General features: G+C 58.4%; 14 protein-coding genes. 6 read left to right on the top strand and 8 right to left on the bottom strand.

Annotated features, from left to right (window positions below; genetic code table 11):
- Nucleotides 1-94: 94 nt before the first annotated feature.
- Nucleotides 95-601 (top strand): PaaI family thioesterase, encoded by a 507-nt coding sequence (locus HMPREF2879_RS08490; protein ID WP_049341349.1) that lies wholly within the window; start codon nt 95-97, stop codon nt 599-601.
- Between the two features lie 98 nt (nt 602-699).
- The gene (locus HMPREF2879_RS08495) at nt 700-948 is read left to right on the top strand and encodes a hypothetical protein (RefSeq protein WP_005506231.1); all 249 of its coding nucleotides are present in this window, start codon (nt 700-702) and stop codon (nt 946-948) included.
- A gap of 257 nt (nt 949-1,205) precedes the next feature.
- Here the strand turns inward: HMPREF2879_RS08495 and HMPREF2879_RS08500 are convergent, their stop codons facing one another.
- Nucleotides 1,206-1,817, bottom strand: coding sequence for an ANTAR domain-containing response regulator (locus HMPREF2879_RS08500; RefSeq protein ID WP_005509159.1), 612 nt, complete (start codon nt 1,815-1,817; stop codon nt 1,206-1,208).
- Nucleotides 1,818-2,255: 438 nt separating this feature from the next.
- On the opposite strand from HMPREF2879_RS08500, the gene HMPREF2879_RS08505 reads away from it, so the two are divergent.
- Entirely contained in the window at nt 2,256-3,158 is a 903-nt protein-coding gene (locus tag HMPREF2879_RS08505; RefSeq protein ID WP_070604757.1) for a PIN-like domain-containing protein, read from the top strand.
- Nucleotides 3,159-3,287: 129 nt separating this feature from the next.
- Here the strand turns inward: HMPREF2879_RS08505 and HMPREF2879_RS08510 are convergent, their stop codons facing one another.
- From HMPREF2879_RS08510 to HMPREF2879_RS08530, 5 genes are all read right to left on the bottom strand, one after another.
- Complete coding sequence (locus tag HMPREF2879_RS08510; protein ID WP_070635287.1) at nt 3,288-4,337, bottom strand: glycosyltransferase; 1,050 nt, start codon at nt 4,335-4,337, stop codon at nt 3,288-3,290.
- Between the two features lie 240 nt (nt 4,338-4,577).
- Complete coding sequence (locus HMPREF2879_RS08515) at nt 4,578-7,847, bottom strand: type I restriction endonuclease subunit R (RefSeq protein WP_070543087.1); 3,270 nt, start codon at nt 7,845-7,847, stop codon at nt 4,578-4,580.
- A gap of 228 nt (nt 7,848-8,075) precedes the next feature.
- The gene (locus HMPREF2879_RS09370; protein WP_070635289.1) at nt 8,076-10,952 is read right to left on the bottom strand and encodes a hypothetical protein; all 2,877 of its coding nucleotides are present in this window, start codon (nt 10,950-10,952) and stop codon (nt 8,076-8,078) included.
- A gap of 117 nt (nt 10,953-11,069) precedes the next feature.
- A complete protein-coding gene (locus HMPREF2879_RS08525; protein WP_083309647.1) occupies nt 11,070-12,230 on the bottom strand; it encodes a restriction endonuclease subunit S in 1,161 nt (386 codons plus the stop codon).
- Entirely contained in the window at nt 12,230-13,915 is a 1,686-nt protein-coding gene (locus tag HMPREF2879_RS08530; protein ID WP_070635293.1) for a type I restriction-modification system subunit M, read from the bottom strand. The genes HMPREF2879_RS08525 and HMPREF2879_RS08530 overlap by 1 nt, the downstream gene beginning before the upstream one ends.
- Before the next feature lie 423 nt (nt 13,916-14,338).
- Between HMPREF2879_RS08530 and HMPREF2879_RS08535 the strand changes: the two genes are divergently transcribed.
- Both HMPREF2879_RS08535 and HMPREF2879_RS08540 read left to right on the top strand, forming a co-directional pair.
- Nucleotides 14,339-15,280, top strand: a complete 942-nt coding sequence (locus HMPREF2879_RS08535) for a hypothetical protein (protein WP_070543103.1) — start codon at nt 14,339-14,341, stop codon at nt 15,278-15,280.
- A 206-nt stretch (nt 15,281-15,486) separates the two neighbouring features.
- On the top strand, nt 15,487-16,386 hold the full coding sequence (locus tag HMPREF2879_RS08540) for a hypothetical protein (RefSeq protein ID WP_070635294.1): 900 nt from the start codon (nt 15,487-15,489) through the stop codon (nt 16,384-16,386).
- Between the two features lie 86 nt (nt 16,387-16,472).
- On the opposite strand, the gene HMPREF2879_RS08545 is transcribed toward HMPREF2879_RS08540, so the two are convergent.
- Nucleotides 16,473-17,273: a hypothetical protein gene (locus HMPREF2879_RS08545; RefSeq protein WP_049361968.1), complete on the bottom strand. Its 801-nt coding sequence runs from the start codon at nt 17,271-17,273 to the stop codon at nt 16,473-16,475.
- A gap of 229 nt (nt 17,274-17,502) precedes the next feature.
- The gene (gene ftsY / locus HMPREF2879_RS08550; protein WP_070635297.1) at nt 17,503-18,612 is read right to left on the bottom strand and encodes a signal recognition particle-docking protein FtsY; all 1,110 of its coding nucleotides are present in this window, start codon (nt 18,610-18,612) and stop codon (nt 17,503-17,505) included.
- Between the two features lie 180 nt (nt 18,613-18,792).
- On the opposite strand from ftsY, the gene HMPREF2879_RS08555 reads away from it, so the two are divergent.
- Complete coding sequence (locus HMPREF2879_RS08555; RefSeq protein ID WP_070635299.1) at nt 18,793-20,211, top strand: MFS transporter; 1,419 nt, start codon at nt 18,793-18,795, stop codon at nt 20,209-20,211.
- Nucleotides 20,212-20,554 lie beyond the last annotated feature (343 nt).

Here is a 20,554-nt window from a genome sequence, read left to right on the forward strand (position 1 = left end):
TGAGTTCAGGAGGCGGGGCTGACCCGTACCCGGAAGCACTCGCGAAAAGCTATCCCACCCAAAGCAACAAAAACCAAGGAGTACACTGGAAGTCATGACTGAAAACAACACACAGCACGCACCCGTCCGCGCGGCAGCACCCACCACCCTCACCGCAGAAGAAATCAAGGCGCAGCTGACCGAAAGCGGCATCCCCGAGCACCTGCACCCCTACTTCCCCCGCGGCCTAGGCGAGCTCATCCCCGCCATGGGCATTAAGTTCCAGGAACTCACCGCAGAACGCACCGTCGCAACCATGCCCGTCGCCGGCAACACCCAGCCCATCGGCCTGCTGCACGGCGGCGCCAACGTGGTCCTCGCCGAGACCCTCGGATCGCTCTCCGCGGGCGTGCACGGCGGCGAAAACCTCGTAGCAGTCGGCGTGGACATCAACGCAACCCACGTGCGCCCGGCAGTCTCCGGCGTGGTCACCGCAACCTGCACCGCCGTCAAGCTCGGACGCACCCTGTGCATCCACTCCATCGACATTGTGGATGAGCGCGGCCGCACCACCTGCACCGCACGCATCACCAATATGCTGATCCCCCGCCCCACCGCCTAACGTCCTACAACTTCAGCAAGTAGCCTAAAATCGTAGAAGCACGGGGTACACGGCACCCCGCCAACACCCCACCAGAAGGTACGACCAGAAGGAGCACCATGGCCCGCGAGCGCACCCCCTATTTCAAGCGTTACCCGAAGATTGTGCGCGCTAAGCGCATTGTCCTGCCCATCGCAATCGGTGTGATGCTGGTGTGCCTGGTCACCGCAATTAATAACCCCGGCAGCTTCTGGTGGCTGGGCGTGATGCTCGGTACCGGCGGCATGCTCTGGGCTGGCTCCCCCACGGACCGCCCCATCAGCGGCCCGAACAATGACGAAGACGATTTGAACCGCTACCTGCGTTAAGTTCCGTGTAGCGCCGGGTTCCCGCCCGCGCTAAGCGCCCGGTTTACAACGCACACCCGCGAGCCGTTATACACGCGAACCGTTAAACACGAACGCCCCGTCCCTCAGCTTCATCGTGAGGGGTGGGGCGTTTGTGTGTCATGAATAAAGGTGCTGGTTCATCACTGCACCAGCCGTGTGTGCTCATCGACGATTCCTAGTCTTCGCCGTAGCGTGCATTCGTACCTGTACTGTCACGTACTTTGCACGTCTTGTGCTTAGGAGAGCTGCTTGATGATGGTGTCAGAAACTTCGCGCATGGACAGGCGGCGGTCCATGGAGGTCTTCTGAATCCAGCGGAATGCTTCCGGCTCGGTCAGGTTCATCTTGGTGATGAGCAGCGACTTTGCGCGGTCAACGAGCTTGCGGGTCTCGAACTGGTCGCGGATGGTGCCCACTTCCTTCTCGAGAGCGCGAATCTGCTCGTAGCGGCTAATTGCCACCTCAATGGCGGGAACCAGATCGTTCGGGGAGAACGGCTTGACGACGTACGCCATAGCGCCTGCCTCAACGGCACGGTCAACGAGTTCCTTCTGGCTGAATGCAGTCAGCAGAACGACGGGAGCAATCTGCTCCTTCGCGATTTCTTCGGCTGCGGTGATGCCGTCCATAATCGGCATCTTCACATCCATGAGGACGAGGTCGGGGCGGTGCTTCTGCGCTAGCTCGACAGCGGTCTTGCCGTTATCGGTTTCTGCAACAACATCGAAACCCTGGTCCTTCAGAATTTCGACGATGTCGAGGCGAATCAATGCCTCATCTTCAGCCACGACGACGGTGCGAGCGGGACCCTGCTCCTCCGCCTGGTTTTGAGTGGTCAGCTCTGACATTACTCTTCTCCTTTATCAAATTTGAATCACTTAAAGTCTACAGGAGGGAATAAATGTTCATCTACTTTCTCGCCTTGTCCCAGGTGTGTTATATGCGTCCTATGTGCATGTTGAAAAAGTTTTCTGACGCCATTTTGTGACCCTCCATCAGATTTTGCATATTAATGCACATTTTTGTTCTATACTGCTCATGACTGTGAAAACAAAACCGCACAATGCAGAGGTCACGCGGCGAAATTCACACCTAAAACATGGACCCGAAAATGACTCTGACATGCACTAACACCCCCTCGGGTTAGACACAAAAGTAATAAACAAAATATTTATATCGAAACCCCATCACGCGCCGCAGAAGGCCGATACACTGAAATAGGTATTCTCCTCGACTTCTCCGGCACTCACATTTGACCACCCATACTCGATACCCGGAGGGGATTCATGTCAATCACCCGTCAAGCACGCACCCTGTACTCAGACTTCGTCGAGTACAAGGAACTCGATCGCGCCCCGCTGACTTCCATTCACCCCGGAATTCTCATCGCCTTCGACTCCACCGCGCTTGCAAGCCTCTACAACTACCCAACCCACATCAGCGACGAAATCCTCCGCGTCTACTCGCAGCTGCGCGGACACGCTTTCCTCCCCCACCAGGCACTCAAAGAATTCTGGGCAGCACTCGACGGCGCCTCCCCCGTACCCGCCGCCGCAGACCGCGTCCGCTCAGCGCTCGCATCCTTCAAAGAAACCCTGCCCGAAGAACGCAACTCCCCCTGGAGCGCACTGCGTTCAGTCACGCACCAGCTGGACCACTCCATCGCGCAGATCATGAAGATCCTTGAACCCACCACCGACACCGGATCCATCAACATGGCACGCCGCGAAGACGACACGATCCTGCCGCGACTGAACCGCATCTTCACCGGCCACGTGGGTGCGGCACCCAGCCCCGAACGCCACGAACAGCAGTGCCGCGAAGCCCTCGCACAGGGCCACCCGTTGCTCGCTAACGCCAGCTTTGACGCCGACTTCGCGCTCTGGAACCAGTGCGTTGCCGAAGCAACCACCCGCGTGAAAGGCACCGACTGCGTCTTCGTCACCGGTGGTGTGCGCGACACCTGGCTGCGCAACGGTCAGCAGGTACGCGCCGCATCGGGCGGCGAACACGTGCGTCAGCTCGCGAACCGCCAGCTGCTGCGTGAATACACTAAGGCAACCGGAGGCGGCGTGTTCCGCATCTACACCGTTGAGGAGATCCTGCGGCTCGCCTCCAACCAGTACGGCGTGACCGTCAGCGACGCTACCTACAGCGCGATTCGCGCGGAACAGCCCGTAGCTGTGTAGGCAAGCGGTGTAGGCGGCCAACCATCACGCCACACTAACAACCACCGTTAACCGCGAGAAGCCACATGTGTTTCGAGAAGCCACCAAAAACGTGGCTTTTCGAAACACATGTGGCTTTTCAGCATCTAGCTAGTTCTCGCAGCTGGCGCGGTACAGCTCAGCGGCGCGTTGCTCCGAAGACTCGTCATCACCGAGGAGCAGATAGCACAGGTACAGGGTGAAGGCGGCGCGGCGGTCGTCGGCGAGCGCGCTGGTTCCTTCGCCGGGGTGGGCGCTGAAAGCGATAACGTCGTGTGCCTGAGGCAGGGCGGCAATCAGGTGCGCGGCGGTTTCGTAACCGTCCTGGTCGCCGGGCAGGGTGACGTGGTGCGGCTCCTGGTTCTCGTCAGCAGTACCAGATTCCGCGCGAGCGGCGGAAAAGTTAGCCTTGAGGACGTCCTCAACACGGCTCATCAGCTCAGCATCGGGCAGGGTGAGGTCATCCGCATCGAACGCAACGTGGATGCCATTCAGAGTCTCGTAGGGGTGCTCACCCGCGTAGTATCCGGCGGCAAGAACGTAGCCGGTGAGTAGCTGCGCCTCGGCGGCGGTGAAGGTGCCGCGCGCCTCACGCAGGGCGGGCAGCAGAAGCTCGGCCAGGAGCGGGTGCAGGGACTCGGGGGCGTTCGCGATAGCCTCCTGCAGGGACTCTTCCGCCTCCGCGGTGGGCTCGGCGTTGAGCAGGGTCAGGAAAGCCTCATCGGTGCCCTCCCAGTAGCGGGCAATCAGCACAAGGGTTGCAACGAGTGCGAGAAGTTCACGGTAGTCGCCGGAACGGTCAGCGGCGAAAGTGTTAGCAACAACGCGGGCGAGCATGCGCGCGGCAATGTTCTCGAGGATGTACTCGTCGTAGGCGTTATCGCCGGGCCAGTTTGCGGGGTCGGGAAGGTAGGTTTCGTCCAGGTATCGCAGCACGGGTTCGAGGGGCGCGGGAGCATCCGCCGCGAGTTCGGGGCAGCACTGCTCAACCCAGCTGTTCACGGTAGCCTCGTCAGCGATACCGGTAGCCTCAGCGAGCTGGACGCGCGAGAGGCTGTACGGTGCAACGAGTGCGGCGAGGTCGTCGCCCGCGCCGTTGGAACGGTAGGTGGGCTGGTAGTTGGGGTCGGGAAGAGTTCCGGGGAGGTGGGTGGCTGCCATGGTAGCTCCTTCACTGAGGTTCGGGGTGAATTGGGTTGTATGGTGTGCGATGCTCGGGACCGCCTGAGGGGTCGGCACTTTTTCTCGCTACGCATCTTCTAGTTTCAGAATATCCCAGAGCCCCGCATCGTGTGCTGCCCGTCGTCATTACCCGCCCACTAACCGCGAAAAGCCACATGTGTTTCGAGAAGCCACGTCTTTGGTGGCTTTTCGAAACACATGTGGCTTCTCGGCGATTAATTAGAAGTTCAGATCTCCTAGGTGGCCGGCAACCTCATCCACAACATCCGTAAACACAGCGCCGACGCGCTCAATCACCGGGCGGAAACGCAACAGCTTACCGCGAATCTGCACCTTCAGCTTAGCCTTGCCGGTGTTATCCGCCGCATCCAGAGCCGCAGCATCCGCAACGGAGTCCTTCAGCTGGCGAGCCAACATGACAAGCTCCTCCTCAGTGAGTACCTGAGTCAGAATGTCGATTGCGCACAGCTCGTCGTAGACTCGCACCTCGCGAGCAGACAGGCCCAGGCGGCGGCCACGTTCGGCGTCATTCTCAGCCTCGGTAGCCAGCGAGCGAACAGCGAGCAGTAGCTCTTCAAGCTCCTTGCTGCTCTTATTCTCAAAGGCGTTGTAGCGCTTGAGCAGCTCTTCCAGACGCTTCATGAAGTAGACGACTCGTGCCTGCTGGCCTTCCAGGGAGTTCTGAATCTGCATGGTCACCAGGTCGGCGGCGTTCTGAGCTACCAGAGCGGCCGCATCCGTGCCGGACAGCTGCTCGATTGCCGAATCGGTCAGCTGACGCAGGTCGATAGCGCTCTCACCGTTGGCATTCACCGTGATGATGTTGGTGCCACCGGTCTCCACGGCCTCGTTGAACAGGCGTTCCATCTGCTTCTTGATTTCTTCAGCGCTGATGGTCTGTTCGAAGGCTCGGTTGGTCAGGCGGCGGTTCTTCACGCCCTTGTGTACTTCACGCAGGAATTCGAGTCGCGCAATCATGGCCGGGGTCAGGGCCTTAGATACTTCCTCCTTGTCCTTGAGGGGAATGAGCTGTCGGTACAGGTCGATGATGTGGCTCAGGAGCTTAGAGACCTGCGGTGCATCACCATGAGGTGCGCGTTCCGCGTCCTGCTCGTAACCCAGGATCTTGCTCTGTACCAGGGTCAGCATGCGTTCGTATTCCCGCGGGTCTACGCCATTTCCGCGGCTTTCAGCCATGGCGTACCAGTCGATGCCCAGGTATTCGGTGAGCTGCGCGTAGGAGGTCTTGAAGTCTTCCAGCAGCTTCTCGCCGCGGGTTACGGGGTTGAAGTTGACCTCTTCACCACCGGTGGCGTACTGCTTCAGGGCCTTGCGCAGGTTGGTGTGCAAGGGCAGGAAGCCAACAATCAGACCGGACTGCTTTTCCTTGTAGGTGCGGTTGATGCGGGCGATGGTCTGCATCAGGTTGTGTTCCTTCTGCAGACGGTCCATGTACATGGTGTGCAGTACGGGGGCGTCAAAGCCGGTGAGCAGACGATCGGCCACCACAATGATTTCCAACTGGTTTTCGGGATCCTTGATGCGACGCTCAACCGCACGGGAATCGGCCTTGTTGCGGCGGAAGGGTGCGAGCTCCTCCGTGTCGCTCGTGGTACCGGAAATCAGCACCTGCACGCGGCCACCGTTGATGTCTTCGGGGCCTTCGGGGGCCCAGTCGGGACGCTTCTCGATGATTTTGTGGAAGAGTCGCACGGCGTGCTCACGACCGGAGGTAACCACCATGGCCTTGCCGATGCCGCCGCTCATTTCTTCACGCATGAGCTCGCGGCGTTCTTCCCAGTGCTCGACAATGTTCTTCGCGACCTCGTCCAGACGCTCGTCAGAGGCCAGCAGCTTCATAATCTGGGTCTGCTCAAGCTTGGTCTTATTGGCCATTTCGAGTTCCAGCGCATCAGTCAGCTCCTCAATGGACTGGCCGATTTCTTCGCTGCCTTCAGTGGTTGCCATCTTAATGTGGCGCGGCTGGTAGAGCAGCGGGACAGTTGCGCCTTCTTCAATGGCGCGGTCGAAGCCGTAGGTGTGAATGTAGTCGCCGAAGACTGCGGTGGTGTTACCGGTCTTGTTGTCGATGGGGGTGCCGGTGAACGCGATGTACTTGGCGTTGGGCAGGGCGGTGTTGAGGTTGTGTGCGTATCCTTCCAGGGTGTCGTAGTGGGAGCGGTGTGCCTCGTCCACCATGACGATGATGTTCGAGCGGTCGGAGAGCTGCGGGAACTTCTCGTCGGGGTCTTCCATGCCGAACTTCTGCAAGGTTGTGAAGAAGATACCTCCGGACTGGATGTCGTTCAGGCGGTTCTTCAGTTCACGGCGCGAATCGAACTGGACGGGTTCCTCGGGGAGCATGTCCTTGGCGTTCAGGAAGGTCGTGTAGAGCTGGCTGTCCAGGTCGGTGCGGTCGGTGACCACGACGATGGTGGGGTTGTGCAGCGCCTTTTCACGCATGGCGGCGCGGGCGAAGAACAGCATGGAGTAGGACTTGCCGGAGCCCTGGGTGTGCCAGACGACGCCTACCTGTCCCCTGCCGGTGTGGGTCTTCACGGCGCGGTCGAGTGCCTCGCGGACGGCGTAGTACTGGTGTGCCTTGGCGAGGATCTTGACGTAGGACTTGCTGCCTTCTTCGCTGCCGGTGCCTACGAAGAGGGTGAAGTGGCGCATCATGTCGAGCAGAATTTCGGGGGTTCCGAAGGCCTGGATGATGCGGTTGAGCGGGGTGCTGTGCTGGCCGTTATCGTCGTGGTAGGTACCGTTGGGGGTTTCTGCACCTTCGGCGTTGTAGTTCCACTGGGCGGTGTGCGAGAGCGGGGTGCCGATGGTGCCGTAGCGTGCGTGGTCGGCCTGCCCCATGATGGTGACGATGTTGTAGATGAATGCCTGCGGGATTTCACGCTGGTAGGTGTTCATCTGGTTGTAGGCTTCGGTGAGCTTCTTGTCCTGATCTTTGAGCTCGATGATGCCTACGGGCAGGCCGTTGCAGTAGAGCACCACGTCCAGGCGGTAGGTGCGTCCGCTGGAGAAGACGGTGACCTGCTGCGCCGCCAGGTAGGTGTTCTGGGCGGGGTCTGCGGATATGACCTGCAGGTTGCGGGTGCGCAGGGTGCCGTCGGGTGCCTTCATTTCCACGGGGATGCCGGCGCTCATGTAGCCGAGAGCTTCTTTGTTCTCAGCCATAATGTTGGCGCTGCGGCGGCGAGTCAGGGTGGTGTAGGCCTTCTGCACGTGGTCTTCGGTGGCGTCCGGGTTGAGGCGGCGCAGGGCTTCCTTGACCTCGCCGGGGATGATGAGGGATTCACGGGATTCACGGCCGTGACGGAACGCCTTGTAGTTGGGCAGAATCGAGTCCGGAACGCGGGTTGCCCGTACGCGCTCTTCGTAGGTGGTGTCTGCCTGAATACCGGATCCGTTGGTTAGCTCCCAGCCCTTATCTGCGAGTTCAGAGAGGACGCTCAGTTCCCAGTTCTTTTCAGCCACGGTGGCTCCTTTCGTTGCTGGTGTCTTGCACCTTGCATGTTGTGTGAATACTTTGCCTGTGTGCCGGTTGCTCATTTTCTGTGGTGAGCTGTGCGGCGTTGTATATCTCTAGAATGCCTGATGACGAGGGGGAATGTCGTTATTGTGTTTTACCCCGGGGTAAGCGAACGCGCTGAGGTGCTGGGTTGATTACCCCGGGGCGCACTGTTGAGGGGAGTATCCGGGCAGTTAGTGGGGCTGTTCCTCGTCGGATTCTCCTGGAGTGGATTCTTCTGAAGTGGCCATTTCAGCCGCCAGAGCTTTCAGGGCTTGTCGGATTCGCGCAGCTTCTTCTGCCTCAAGGCGTTTCCGCTCAGCATCGGCCTCCCAGGTGGAGCGAAGGTCTAGGCGATTAGCCATGAGGTCCCGTTCGTAACGTCCACGGACGGCACGCACATGCTGCAAGGCTTCAGCCAGGGCGGCTTCCACCTCGTCGAAGGCGTTGAGTTCCTGAGTGAGGTAGCGTGCAACGGGGTGGGTGACGTATGCGTCCGCGTTTTCGGGTGCGTCACCCTCAGCCTCGGAGTTTCCGGCTTCAGCACTGTCAGTCTCAGGCTTTTCACTGAACCATTCGAGGTCATTGTTGTTCCACGCCAGACCGTCAATATGGGGCAGCGGCTGCTTCTCCCAGCCCCTAATATCCGTGCTGGTCTTACGCTTTTCGGGTGCCAGGTGGGTACTGATCCGGAGGGCGGTTCCTTCGGCTAGGCCGTTGAGGAGCGCTCGCAGAAGGTGCGCGAGTAGCTGGGCCCGCTGAACGTATTCGCTGGTGACCTGCAGGTTGGAGCGGTCGGGGGTGTAGTGGCGGAATCGGAGCACGGTCATGCCCTGGCCGATGACCTCTCCCCCGTGTTCGCTCAGGTAGACGGCGGGTCCGCCGTAGGCCTGGTCGTAGGCGGGGTAGATGACAATGTCGTTGGCCCGAGTGAGCTGGGTGCCTTCGGTCAGGTCGAGGGCACGCAGGTAGTGGCTCTCAGCAGGCAGCACACCGTAGCGTGCGTAGTGGCCAAGGGCGTGCGCGTCGAGAACACGGATGCGCTTCCTGTTGTTTTCAACGTCGCCGTAGCGTGCACCGTCGACCTGGCGGCCGGTGATTTTGGTGAGTACTTTCTCGGTTTTGATGAGCTGGTTGATGGTGATGTCGTATTCTTCGCCGTGCGGAATGGACCGTTCGTCTTCGGGGGTGCGAAGGTGCGGCACGCTTACGGGCAGGCTAGTGGGGAGAGTTTCGAGGAGGGCGGGTAGGTCTCGGGTGAGGCTGGTGAGTAGGCTGAGGCTTTCTTCGGGGGTGTTGTTGGAGACCGGGTTGATGTGCAGCTCGTCGAAGGAGGCGTTTTTGAGCGCGTCGGAGGCTACGATGACGCCGCGAATGATGTCTTCGGAGCCGATTTCGCCGCGTTCGAGGTAGCCGCGGGCGGTATTTGCGACGAGTTCGGCGACTGGAGTCAGCACCGGCGTATTGGAGGGTTCGGCGAGGGTGTAGAGTTTCTCGTCGTCGAGGGAGCCTAGGTAGACGGATCCCTGGGGCTTGCTGCCGGGCGCGAAGATGCTGAAGAGGCCCAGGCCGAGGCGGGTTTTGGTGTTGACTTTGAGGTGTTCGGGGCCGAGGTCGATGACGGCGCGTAGGCGCATGCCGTGGTTGCCGGGCTGCACGGTGATGGCGGTGAGGAAGTCGTCGACGAGCTTGTCTTGGCGGGTTTCTTCGCCGCGGTGTGCGGCTTTGAGGTGGCGACCGAAGCCTGCGAGTACGTCCAGGGGTGCGAGGACGGCAAGATATTCGCCGGCGCGCACCGGGTAGGTAATGGCCCCGTCCGTACCGATGCCTTCGTCAACGGTGTAGGCGAGGTTCTCGAGGGCGGCCCAGGCTTCCTCTTGCTGTTCGGCGAGGTTGTCAGGGGTGCCCGAGGGGGTGTCGAGCGGCAGGATGATGAGGTGGTTGGCAGCCGCCTCAGGCAGGGTTGCTGCGGGGTTGGGGGCCTTTTCCTGCACCGTGCTGCTGGTGGTTTTCCCGCCGGTGGCGCGGCTCTGTTGTTCGGCCCAGCGTTCGGCGTGGTAGAGGTCTGCGGCTTGCTGTTCGGCGGAGTCCTCGTCGGTAAGAAGCAGGTAGCAGAGGTAGAGGATAAAGTCGGGTCGGCGTTCATCCGTCAGGGCGCCGGTACCGTTACCACCGGTGGCGCTGAAGGCGACTGCCTGGTGGGCCTGGGGCAGGTAGGCGACGAGGTGCGCGGCAGTTTCGTAGCTACCGTATACTCCGTGCAGGATGAGGTTACGCCGGTCGGGTTCGCTACCGCCGAAGGCGAGGTCGTGGTGGGTGGTGTAGGAGCCGGCGTTGAGGAAGTCGGCTACGTAGCGGATGAGCTCGGCGTCGGGCAGGGCGTTGGTGCGGTCTGCGGCGGCGAGTGATGTGTGGATGCTGTTGAGGGTTTCGTGCGGGTGGGCGCCTGCGTAGTATCCGGCGGCGAGCGCGTAGCTGGTGAGGAGCTGCGCTTCGTTCGCGGTGAAGGTGCCTCGGGCGGCGCGGAGTGCGGGTACGAGCAGTTCGGTGAGGATGGGGCGCAGGGCTTCGGATGCAGATTCGATGGACTGCTGCAGTTCTTCTTCGGTGTCTGCGGTGGGCTCGGGGTTGAGCAGGGTGAGGAAGGTTTCTTCGGACCCTTCCCAGGAGCGTGCGAGGAGCACGAGGGTTGCGATGAGTGCGAGGAGTTCGCGGTAGTTGCTGCTGTACGGGTGATCGGTGCTGAAAGTGGCGGCTACGACGCGGGCAAGCATGCGCGCGGTGATGTTTTCGAGGATGTACCGGTCGTAGGGGTAGCTGCCGGGCCACTTTTTGGGGTCGGGAAGGTGCGTCTCGTGCAGGTAGCGCAGGATGGGCGCGAGGGGCACGGGGGCGCCCTGCGGGAGGTTGGGGCAGCACTGTTTGACCCAGGTGTTGACGGTGGGTTTGGTGGCGATACCGACGGCTTCGGTGAGCTGGATGCGTGAGAGGCTGTAGGGTGCGACGAGTTCAGCTAGGGCGCTGTAGGTGGAGTTGTTGGGCCGGTAGACGGGGCGGTTGGTGGTTGCCATGGTAGCTCCTTTGCTGAGGCGGTCGTGAAGTAGGTGATTGCGTGGTAGCGGGATGGCACGCCCTGCCCGGTCGGTGTGAACCAACCGGGCAGGGCGGATGCGACGCTCCCCTAGCGTCTAGCCAATGAGGCGCTTAATGAGAGCGTCACGGGTTTCAGCAAGCTGAAGGTTCTCTTGTTCAAGAGAGAAAATCTCTTGTTCAACACTTGTTAGAAAATCTTCTACGCCGTTAGAAATAGCAGTCTCACTGAACGGTATATCCAGCTCGGAGAGACCCTTTTTATTAATGGCACTAAAAATTGTTCCTTCACCCTCGAATTTCTCCCAGAGATTAGGATTAGTTTTCAGAGTGTAGAAAAGAGTATTTTCCTGGCCACACGATGAGCGAATAGCTGCCAGACCTCGCCCAACACAACATGCTTCAACCGAACGATTAAGAGCACCAATCGGAGCACGAACACTGAACAGAATATCCAGCGGTTCTGCCATTCGAGTTGCAGCAGTTGTATATGTGCGCGGTGTGGGGTACCTGAATCCAAAATCTTTTTTACCTTGGAAAAAGAGAACTCCAGAACCCTCAGTGTTTAGAGTCTCTCCCTTCGGAGATTGACCCATAACTATATGAGCAATGTCATTAAGTTTCTGAGTTTTTTGAACTGACTTTAGATACTTACGGGTTGCTGCCTCCCCCAAGGAATCTAGTGTCTGGATGAGGCGGGTGTTTGCTTCGATTTTGTCGTCGAGCGAGCCCAAAATCCCGGCAATCCGCTCCTGCTCCTTCAAAGGGGGAAGCGGAATCTCAAAACTCTCAATAATTCCCTTAGTCAAGGCATCACGAGTCGAACCATAACTAAGCCCCAGAAGCTCATCCTTAAATGCAAAAATTGATTTTTGCAGAAATATTTCATTCACCAGGGATTTGTTAGGGCGAATAATGCATACATGCTGATTAACGTATGCCTCCCCCAAATCTTCATTAACTAAAGCCGAACGACCGATAGTAGTATTGCCACTACCAGTGATATTCAAAAGAGTATCTCCCTTTTGAACGAGAACGCTCTTTAGCTTTGCTGTCAATTCTTCCGGCACATGCGCAACGTCAGACAGGTCCAGTTCATTATCAAGAACATTCTGCGAACGAATAACCATGGGGCCTTCATCAACATACGATGATTTACCGCCTCTTGGAGTAGAACCAGATCCAATCTTTGTCGTTATATCCCCCAGCTTAGCGATAGTCCACCCCGCATCACGCTGAGCATCCGACAGTACAGCCACTACAGCTCACCGCCCTCAAGGTCCAGCGAGGCCAGCTGCTCACGCACGACCGCGCCCAAACGCTCCGACTCAGCGAACTGATCCAGCAGCTGCTCACGCAAACCGGCAATACGCGCATCCAGCTCCTGGGCGCTCTCACCCTCAGACACAGCGCTACCCACGTAGCGGCCCGGAGTCAGCACAAAATCCTGCTCCCGCACATCCTCAAGCGACGCCGAGAAGCAGAACCCAGCCTCATCCTCATACACGCCAGCAGTCGGCTCCTCGCCAGCCTTCACCAGCGAACCATCCGCATGATACATCGACGGCATACCGCGCCACGCACACCACGTATTCGCAATCTTCGCGATATCCTCCTCAGAGAACACACGCTCAGTACGAGACACCATATGGCCCATCGAACGGGCATCCATAAACAAGATCTGGCCCGAACGGTCCACAGAACCATTCACACCGGCAGACTTATCCTTCGACAACAACCACACACACGCCGGGGAGCTCGTCGTCGTAAACATATTCGGCGGCAACACCAACACAGCAGCCACCGCATCGCCCTCAACCATGGCGCGACGAATACCGCCCTGACCACCCGTATCAGCAGTCAACGAGCCATTCGCCATCACCACAGCAGCCGAACCCTTAACATCCAGCTTCGACCACACATGCTGCATCCACGCAAAATTCGCGTTATTCTTCGGGGGAACGCCAAACACCCAGCGCGGGTCATCCTCAACCCGATGCCACTCCTTAATGTTGAACGGCGGGTTCGTCAACACATAATCAAAACGCTCACCCGGGTGCGAATCCTCAACGAACGTATCCCGCCAGCGGTCACCCACCGAACCATCAATACCGTGAATCGCCAGATTCAGGCGCGCCAAACGCCAGGTCGCCTGGTTACGCTCCTGACCATAAGCGAGCACACGCTGGTCACCCTTGCTGCGGTCATCAAACGCGCCGCCGGCACGGTGCACAAAATTATTCGACTGCACAAACATGCCACCCGAACCACAGCACGGATCATACACGCGGCCACTCGTCGGCTGAATCATACCCACCAGAGTATTCACCACGGTCGTCGGGGTGTAGAACTCGCCGCCCTTCTGACCCTGAGCACGAGCAAACTTACCCAAGAAATACTCATACACGAAGCCCAGAACATCCTTCGATGAAGAATGCTCACCGTCACGCACCGCCGCAAAATTTGCGTTCGACAGCAAGTCAATCACCTGCGCCAAGGTGCGCTGTTCCACCTTCTCACTCGCATACATGGGCTCCAGCGCACCACGCAGCGGAGGGTTCTGAGCCATAATCTCGTCCATAGCTTCATCAACCAACTCACCCACACGGTCACCCTTTGCCTGCTGCACCAGGTCAGACCAGCGGGCGCCGACCGGCACATAGAACGCATGACGAGCATGGTAGTAAGGCGGGTACTCCAACTCCTCCGCCAGGTCCTCGCCACTCAGACCATCCTCCACAGTCAGCATGCGGTAAACATCCTCACGGGCCTTATCGAAGGTGTCACCAATGTACTTCAAGAAGATCAGGCCCAGCATGAAGTCGCGGTAACCACCAGGCTCCATCGAACCGCGCAGAATGTCCGCGGACTTCCACAGCATCTCCGCCAACTCAGCCGGAGTAGTAGGGGCACCCGACCCCTGAGATACAGGCGCTTTCGCCATTATTGTGCCTTTCAACGTCACCGGGGGTGGACCCCAGATGTCCTCAATGTAAGTGTCTAATTATCTATTATCCCTGCTGGCCGGAAGTTCGATTGCCGGGTTGGTCGTCTCCCCCCCTCTCTTTCTCCGCCGAGAAGCCACATGTGTTTCGAAAAGCAACATGTTTGGTGGCTTTTCGAAACACATGTGGCTTCTGGAGACTGCTATAAAGCGCCCTCCCGCAGGAATTCAAAGAATATACTCCCTTTCCCCCGCACCCAGTCCGATAATTTTTCGCTTACCCCGGGGTAAATCAAAAAATCTCAGCTACCCTAAACCCTCCCCCTATTGTGGAGGTACAAGGTCACTGCACGACACCGCACCACCTGCCCCGGTGCAGGCCCAAACGGGCCGGGGCAGCCCCTCCAGATAGGAGAAAAACTCATGGACTTTATCAGCAAGGTTATATTGATTTGTTTCCCTCTGCTCACCGTTATCTTTGCGCTCCCCGCTGCTATCATGCAATTCGCCACTAATATCTTGAACTTCCGCGCAGCACGCTTAAAGTACAATGACGCCAAGAGGGCAGCCGCCACCCCCGGAGCGGGAAATACCACTCAGAAGCTCAGCGTCGGCACCATCAACGGCAATGGCAACCACGTGCACAACACCCACCAGCATGTAGGCAACGGCTCCGCAGCCATTAGCGGCGACGGTAACCGCACCGCCATCGACAACAGCCAGCACACGCACAACCACGCCTCCTCCAAGGGAACGCAGGCAAGTAATGACGATGCCTTCGACAGCATCGCACTTGCTGTTGTTGGCAGTCTCCTTATCGCGGGTGCGTTCCTCATCAGCTGGCCCACTATCAGCTGGATCCTCGCAGCCTGCTGGGTTACCTGTCTCGTACTCATCGGTTGGCAGGTAAAGCTTCTCAGCCCTAAGAGCATCAACTCACCTGAATCTGCCATTCTGAATGTGCTCTACCCTGCATCCCTGCTGGCGATTGTTGGCGGCACCTGGCTCGCTCTCCTCGGGGCAGGTAAGTACAACATGGCGACCATCTACACCACCGTCAGCGGACACTACGAGTCTCACCCTCAGGGCAGTATGGTTGCGCGTTTCATTCAGGCAGTTACTGCGTCATACGGTACTGCAGGGTTCACCCTGATTATGCTCAACCTGCTTGCTGCCCTCTTCATGCTGGGGACTTTGATTCAGTGCTTCAAATACTCGATTAACGTAGTAATTGCAGTCCGCCGTGGCACCGTCACCAACCTCTCCATTCAGGAGGCAAGCATGAGCTTCTTCCTGGCTATTGTGAGCCTGGTAGTATGCCAGCCTGCACTTGCCGAGCTGATTGTTTCGCAGTTCAACAGGTAGCATCCGGTAGGTAAAGTACCGGGCCGTATTCGCTCAACTTATCCACACCCCTCTCGTCGAGAAGCCACATGTGTTTCGAAAAGCCACGTTTTTGGTGGCTTTTCGAAACACATGTGGCTTTTCGGCGTAATAACTAAACGTAACACTTGAACATAAATACTCTCATTTGATGCAATTAAAGCATGTTTACCAGAGAAGAACTATCAATGATGATACGCACCCGCACCGAACTCATCACCTCAGCCACCCACACGCGAATCACCCTGAGCCACGCCCTCAACCGCGGCGAACTCACCCGCATCTCAAAAGGGCACCTTCTCCCCACCCAAACCTGGAACAACCTACACCCCAACGACCAGCACTACGTGTGCATCCTCGCCCACCTCAACGAATACCCCGCCAACATCCTTGCCGCTCAAAGCGCAGCCATCGCCTGGGGCATCTCCTCCCTCAGCCCACCACGTCACGTTCAAGTACGAGGGACCGGAGGCGGCCGCCGAGAAAACATCCAGCGCATCCAAGACACCCTCACCGCGGACAGCCCCATCGTGTACACGCCCGAAGGGATCCCCACCGTCACACCACTAACAGCTATCATCACCTGCGTGAAAACGCTTCCCTTTCGCGCCGGGCTCGTTCTGGCCGAAAGCGCCCTTCAACGCTTCGCTCAGGAACCGGAGATGCTCACCTACGAGAAGCTCAAGAAGGAGCTCTCATCTGCATCTGGCCGCGGGTGCCGAACCGCCCGCCTCGTCGGACATGAGCTCAGCCCACACTCAGAATCCGTTGCTGAAACCTGCATGCGGTTACTTCTCGATGACCAGGGAATCCGATACAAGCAGCAAGAAACCATCATCTGCGAAGGTCATGCCTATCGAGTGGACTTTCTGCTACACGCCATTAACCTCCACGGCAGGCCCGTCATTCTGGAGGTAGACGGCAACGTCAAATACAACGCCAAAGAGGACCTGGTTCGGGAGAAGAATAGACAGGATCGGCTACTCCACGCGGGGTATGCTGTCATCCGTGTTTCTGCTAAGGATGCTATCTACCGTCCGAGGCGGGCCCTGCAGGTGCTGCGTGCTGCTGGAGGGCCCCAAACTTAACCGCGAAAAGCCACATGTGTTTCGAGAAGCCACTAAAAATGTGGCTTTTCGAAACACATGTGGCTTCTCAGCGAGTAAAGAGGCGGCTATCTAGCCAACAAACCACTCGATACCAGGAACATCGCCAGGTAGAGAGCTATACTCACCGTGAAAAGACGCTGCGCACTTTCCAACTTCGATCCAACAATCACAGCACGACCTCCCAGCGCGCTAGCGGCAAGGAAAACAGAGTGCAACAGAACTTCCGGAACAAGCATTCCCCACACAAAGAACAGCACGGTATACGCAGCCAGAGCTACCAACCCCGGAACACCGTATCCACCCATAACACCATTTACAAAGTCCACGTCAGTCGGACCTGCAGAAAGACCCGCCTGAATCAGATTGACCATCGACCAATGTTCGCTCATCTGCAGGCCATTCGACAGCGTAGAGCTGAGAGCCGTACCGGACGAAGTCACATACATCAGACCAAGTAAGGCGTTGGGCTTCATCTTCTTACCCTTAGCCCGTGCACGCTTGGAACAACGCACCATTGCAGTCAAACCCAGCAGTAGTACCGCGAATACCGAAATGTCAGCAACCCACACCAAAGCCTCTACCGAAGAGCTTTGCTGTAGCATGACCACCCACATCGCCGCGGCCACAAATCCGCCCATCACGAGGTTGATGATAATATCCGGACCGCCCAAAATGGAGGAACTTAAGATACGGTCTTCGTCGTCCGATTCTCGCGTGTACTCCTCGCCCTTCGTCGTGGCTCGCAAATAACGAATCGATGTGGTTACACCACCCACGGCTGATATTGCAGCCCTCACGAAGAAGATAATTACGCTCACCAACAGCAGGACCAACGTTGCTGAGTTCAACCATTGTGACAAGTTCATATCATGCCTTTCTTCTGGGTGGCCTTGTAATGCAGTGACCACCCATCCAATATGTCCCCTTCAGACTATTCCTGATGTGGGGGCCGACCCCTTGTTCGCAATTTACCCCGGGGTAAATCAGGCTATGTTCTTTCCTTTCAGATAAGCGAAAAGCCACATGTGTTTCGAAAAGCCACGTCTTTGGTGGCTTCTCGAAACACATGTGGCTTCTCGGCGGAATATGAGGATGTTAGTCCAGCAGCGCGTCCACGAATGCTTCCGGGTCGAACGGCGCCAGGTCGTCCGGGCCTTCACCCAGGCCGATGAGCTTGACGGGAACGCCGAGCTCCTCCTGAATAGCGACCACGATGCCGCCCTTTGCCGTGCCGTCAAGCTTGGTCAGCACGATACCGGTGACGTCCACGATATCGCCGAAGACCTTCGCCTGAACCATACCGTTCTGGCCGGTCGTCGCGTCAATCACGAGCAGAACCTCGGTGACCGGCGCTTCCTTCTCAATCACGCGCTTAATCTTGCCGAGCTGATCCATCAGGCCGGACTTGTTCTGCAGGCGGCCCGCGGTGTCCACGAGCACGGTGTCAACGCCCTGCTCCTTGCCAGCCTTCACAGCATCAAACGCGACGGATGCCGGGTCGGCACCTTCCTTCTCGGAACGCACGGTCTTCACGCCCACGCGGTCACCCCAGGTGGTCAGCTGCTCGGAGGCGGCCGCACGGAACGTATCCGCGGCACCCAGGAGCAGGGTCTGACCGTCAGCGACCATCACGCGGGCAATCTTACCGACCGTGGTGGTCTTACCAACGCCGTTCACGCCAACGACCAGCACCACGCCGGGGTTGCCGTCGCTGCCGGCGGTCTTCAGTTCGCGGTCCATGTCGGGGCGAACAATCTTCACGAGCTCTTCGCGGAGCATCTTCTTCACGGCGGCGGGGTTGCTCGTACCCTCAACACGCACACGCTGCTGCAGCGCCTCCACCAGGCGGGTGGTCGGCTCGGAGCCGAGGTCGGCGAGCAGCAGGGTCTCCTCAACCTCATCCCAGACGTCCTGGTCGATGCGGTCGCGAGAAAGCAGAGCCAGCAAGCCCTTGCCGAGCATGTTGTTGGAGCGTGCCAGGCGGGCGCGCAGGCGCACCAGGCGACCCGCGGACGGGTCGGGCATATCAAGTTCAATAGCGCGAGGTGCCGAGCTTTTGGGTTCTTCCGCCGATCCGCCGGAGGCTTCTGCCGCCTCCTGACGCAAAGACTGCAGGTCCGCGGTCTTCTTGGGTCGGCGCAGAACCGCGAAAAGTACACCGGCAATAACCAGTACACCCAGCACGATCGCGCAAATCATCATCATCGTTTCATTCACACTACTAGCTTACCGGTTTGGGCGGTTTGGCTGGTCGAGGTTACGCACATGCCCGGCTGTCGGCGGAGTAGACTGGACACTGTTAAGTTTTTTAGCCGAACACATGGTTGACAGTTGCGGGTGGGGCCCGCGGCTGCCGCACGGCACCGCACGATTTCGAGGATGAACATGAGGAACCCTGCCAAAACACCGCCTGTTTTTGACCCGCACACGATTGACCCGAACCGTGTGCCGACCGGTTTGAAGGTTCTGATTGCTGCCTCGTTCATGATTGCGGTGGGTTTTGGTTTGGTGGCGCCGGTGCTGCCGAACTATGCGCAGAATTTTAATGCCACGGTCACTATGGCGACGATGGTGGTTTCTGCGTTGGCGATTACGCGCCTGATTTTTGCGCCGTCGGCGGGTCAGATGATTACCCGTTGGGGTGAGCGTCCGGTGTACACAATTGGCATGCTGATTGTGTCGGTGACGTCGTTTATGATTGCGTTTGCCTGGGATTATTGGGTGTTGCTGGGTTCGCGTGCGGTGGCGGGTATCGGCTCGGTCATGTTCACGGTCTCTGCGATGGGTCTGCTGGTGCGCCTGTCCCCGGCGCATATGCGTGGCCGTATTTCGGGCTATTATGCGACGGCGTTCCTGCTGGGTAACCTGCTGGGCCCGGTGATTGCGAGCGCTCTGGCACCGTTTGGTATGCGTGCGCCGTTCATTGTGTATGGTTTTTCGTTGCTGGCGGCGGGCCTGATTGTGTGGTTTTTGATGCCGTCGCAGGCAGCGCTGGAGGCGGAGCGTGACGCGATTATGGAGGCGGCGGCACTGGCTGAGGGTAAGGGCACCGGGGTGTTGCCGTCGGCGGCTCCTTCCCCTGCTGACACTCAGGCTGGCGCATCCGGCAAGGCAGCTAAGCCTGCTGCATCCGGCGGCGCTGCGGGTAAGAGCGATCTGCCTGCGATGACGGTTCGTGACGCGTTGAAGTTCTCGAATTACCGTTCTGCGCTGGTTTCGAACTGGGCGATTGGCTGGTCGGTGTTTGGTGTGCAGTCGTCGATTATTCCGTTGGCGGCGGCGTATTTGGCGACTGGCGGCGATATGTCGAATTCGGTGGCGGGTACTCTGTTGGCTTCTTTGGCGATGGCGACGAACTCGTTGGGTAATGCGTTGACTCAGACGTTCTCGGGTCGTTTTTCGGATCGTTTTGGTCGCCGTGTGATGGCGTTTTCGGGTCTGCTGTTGGCGGGTTCTGCGGTGACGTTTATGGGTTTCGCGCCGGTGGCGTGGGTGTTTGTGTCGTTGACGGCGTGCCTGGGTATTGGTGCGGCGTTTATGGGCCCGTCGATTCAGGCCGCGGTGTCTGATGTGATTGGTACTCGCCGCAGTGGCGGTCAGGTGTTGGCGGTGTATCAGATGTGTAGCGATTTCGGTATGATTTTGGGTCCGCTGGTGGCTGGTTTGATTGCGGATGCGTGGGGCTTTGTTCCGGCGTTCATTATGAGTGGTTTGTTGTTGGTGGCGGCGGCGTTTACGTGGGCGCCGTTCCGTAAGGCGCGCTGGCCGAAGGATATTGCGGACGCGGACTATACGGGCCGCTAAGAGCTCTCTAATAAGTAAAAAGCCGGTGCCTGCTGCGAAGCAGGCACCGGCTCTATCTCTATGTATCAGGTCTGTATCCGGGAAGTAGATAAAAATCCGACAGGATAAATAACCCTAGAATCAGGTGAGCTGACCCGAGAAGGAAACCCCAGACCAACCCCTATTTCAACCATCCCAAGGCGAGCTAATTAGAGAAGGGAACCACATACCAGCTTCATATACCCAAGACTGCGGCGAGCTACCCCGAGAAGGTACCCACCTACCAACCCCTTCTATCCTCCACCCGAGGGGTAGGCGACCTAGAGGGCGACCGGACACGCGAAGCGGGGGCTCCGTCCTCGAA

The sequence above is a fragment of the Rothia sp. HMSC069C04 genome, assembly GCF_001812895.1.
Classification (GTDB): Bacteria; Actinomycetota; Actinomycetes; order Actinomycetales; family Micrococcaceae; genus Rothia.

Bases quoted from the DNA above. Each gene is read 5' to 3' on its own strand.
- HMPREF2879_RS08555 (WP_070635299.1), top strand. From the start codon at position 18,793: ATGAGGAACCCTGCCAAAACACCGCCTGTTTTTGACCCGCACACGATT.
- HMPREF2879_RS08545 (WP_049361968.1), bottom strand. From the start codon at position 17,273: ATGAACTTGTCACAATGGTTGAACTCAGCAACGTTGGTCCTGCTGTTG.
- HMPREF2879_RS08490 (WP_049341349.1), top strand. From the start codon at position 95: ATGACTGAAAACAACACACAGCACGCACCCGTCCGCGCGGCAGCACCC.
- HMPREF2879_RS08510 (WP_070635287.1), bottom strand. From the start codon at position 4,337: ATGGCAGCCACCCACCTCCCCGGAACTCTTCCCGACCCCAACTACCAG.
- HMPREF2879_RS08500 (WP_005509159.1), bottom strand. From the start codon at position 1,817: ATGTCAGAGCTGACCACTCAAAACCAGGCGGAGGAGCAGGGTCCCGCT.
- HMPREF2879_RS08530 (WP_070635293.1), bottom strand. From the start codon at position 13,915: ATGGCGAAAGCGCCTGTATCTCAGGGGTCGGGTGCCCCTACTACTCCG.
- HMPREF2879_RS08495 (WP_005506231.1), top strand. From the start codon at position 700: ATGGCCCGCGAGCGCACCCCCTATTTCAAGCGTTACCCGAAGATTGTG.
- HMPREF2879_RS09370 (WP_070635289.1), bottom strand. From the start codon at position 10,952: ATGGCAACCACCAACCGCCCCGTCTACCGGCCCAACAACTCCACCTAC.
- HMPREF2879_RS08535 (WP_070543103.1), top strand. From the start codon at position 14,339: ATGGACTTTATCAGCAAGGTTATATTGATTTGTTTCCCTCTGCTCACC.
- HMPREF2879_RS08540 (WP_070635294.1), top strand. From the start codon at position 15,487: ATGATGATACGCACCCGCACCGAACTCATCACCTCAGCCACCCACACG.
- HMPREF2879_RS08505 (WP_070604757.1), top strand. From the start codon at position 2,256: ATGTCAATCACCCGTCAAGCACGCACCCTGTACTCAGACTTCGTCGAG.
- ftsY (WP_070635297.1), bottom strand. From the start codon at position 18,612: ATGATGATGATTTGCGCGATCGTGCTGGGTGTACTGGTTATTGCCGGT.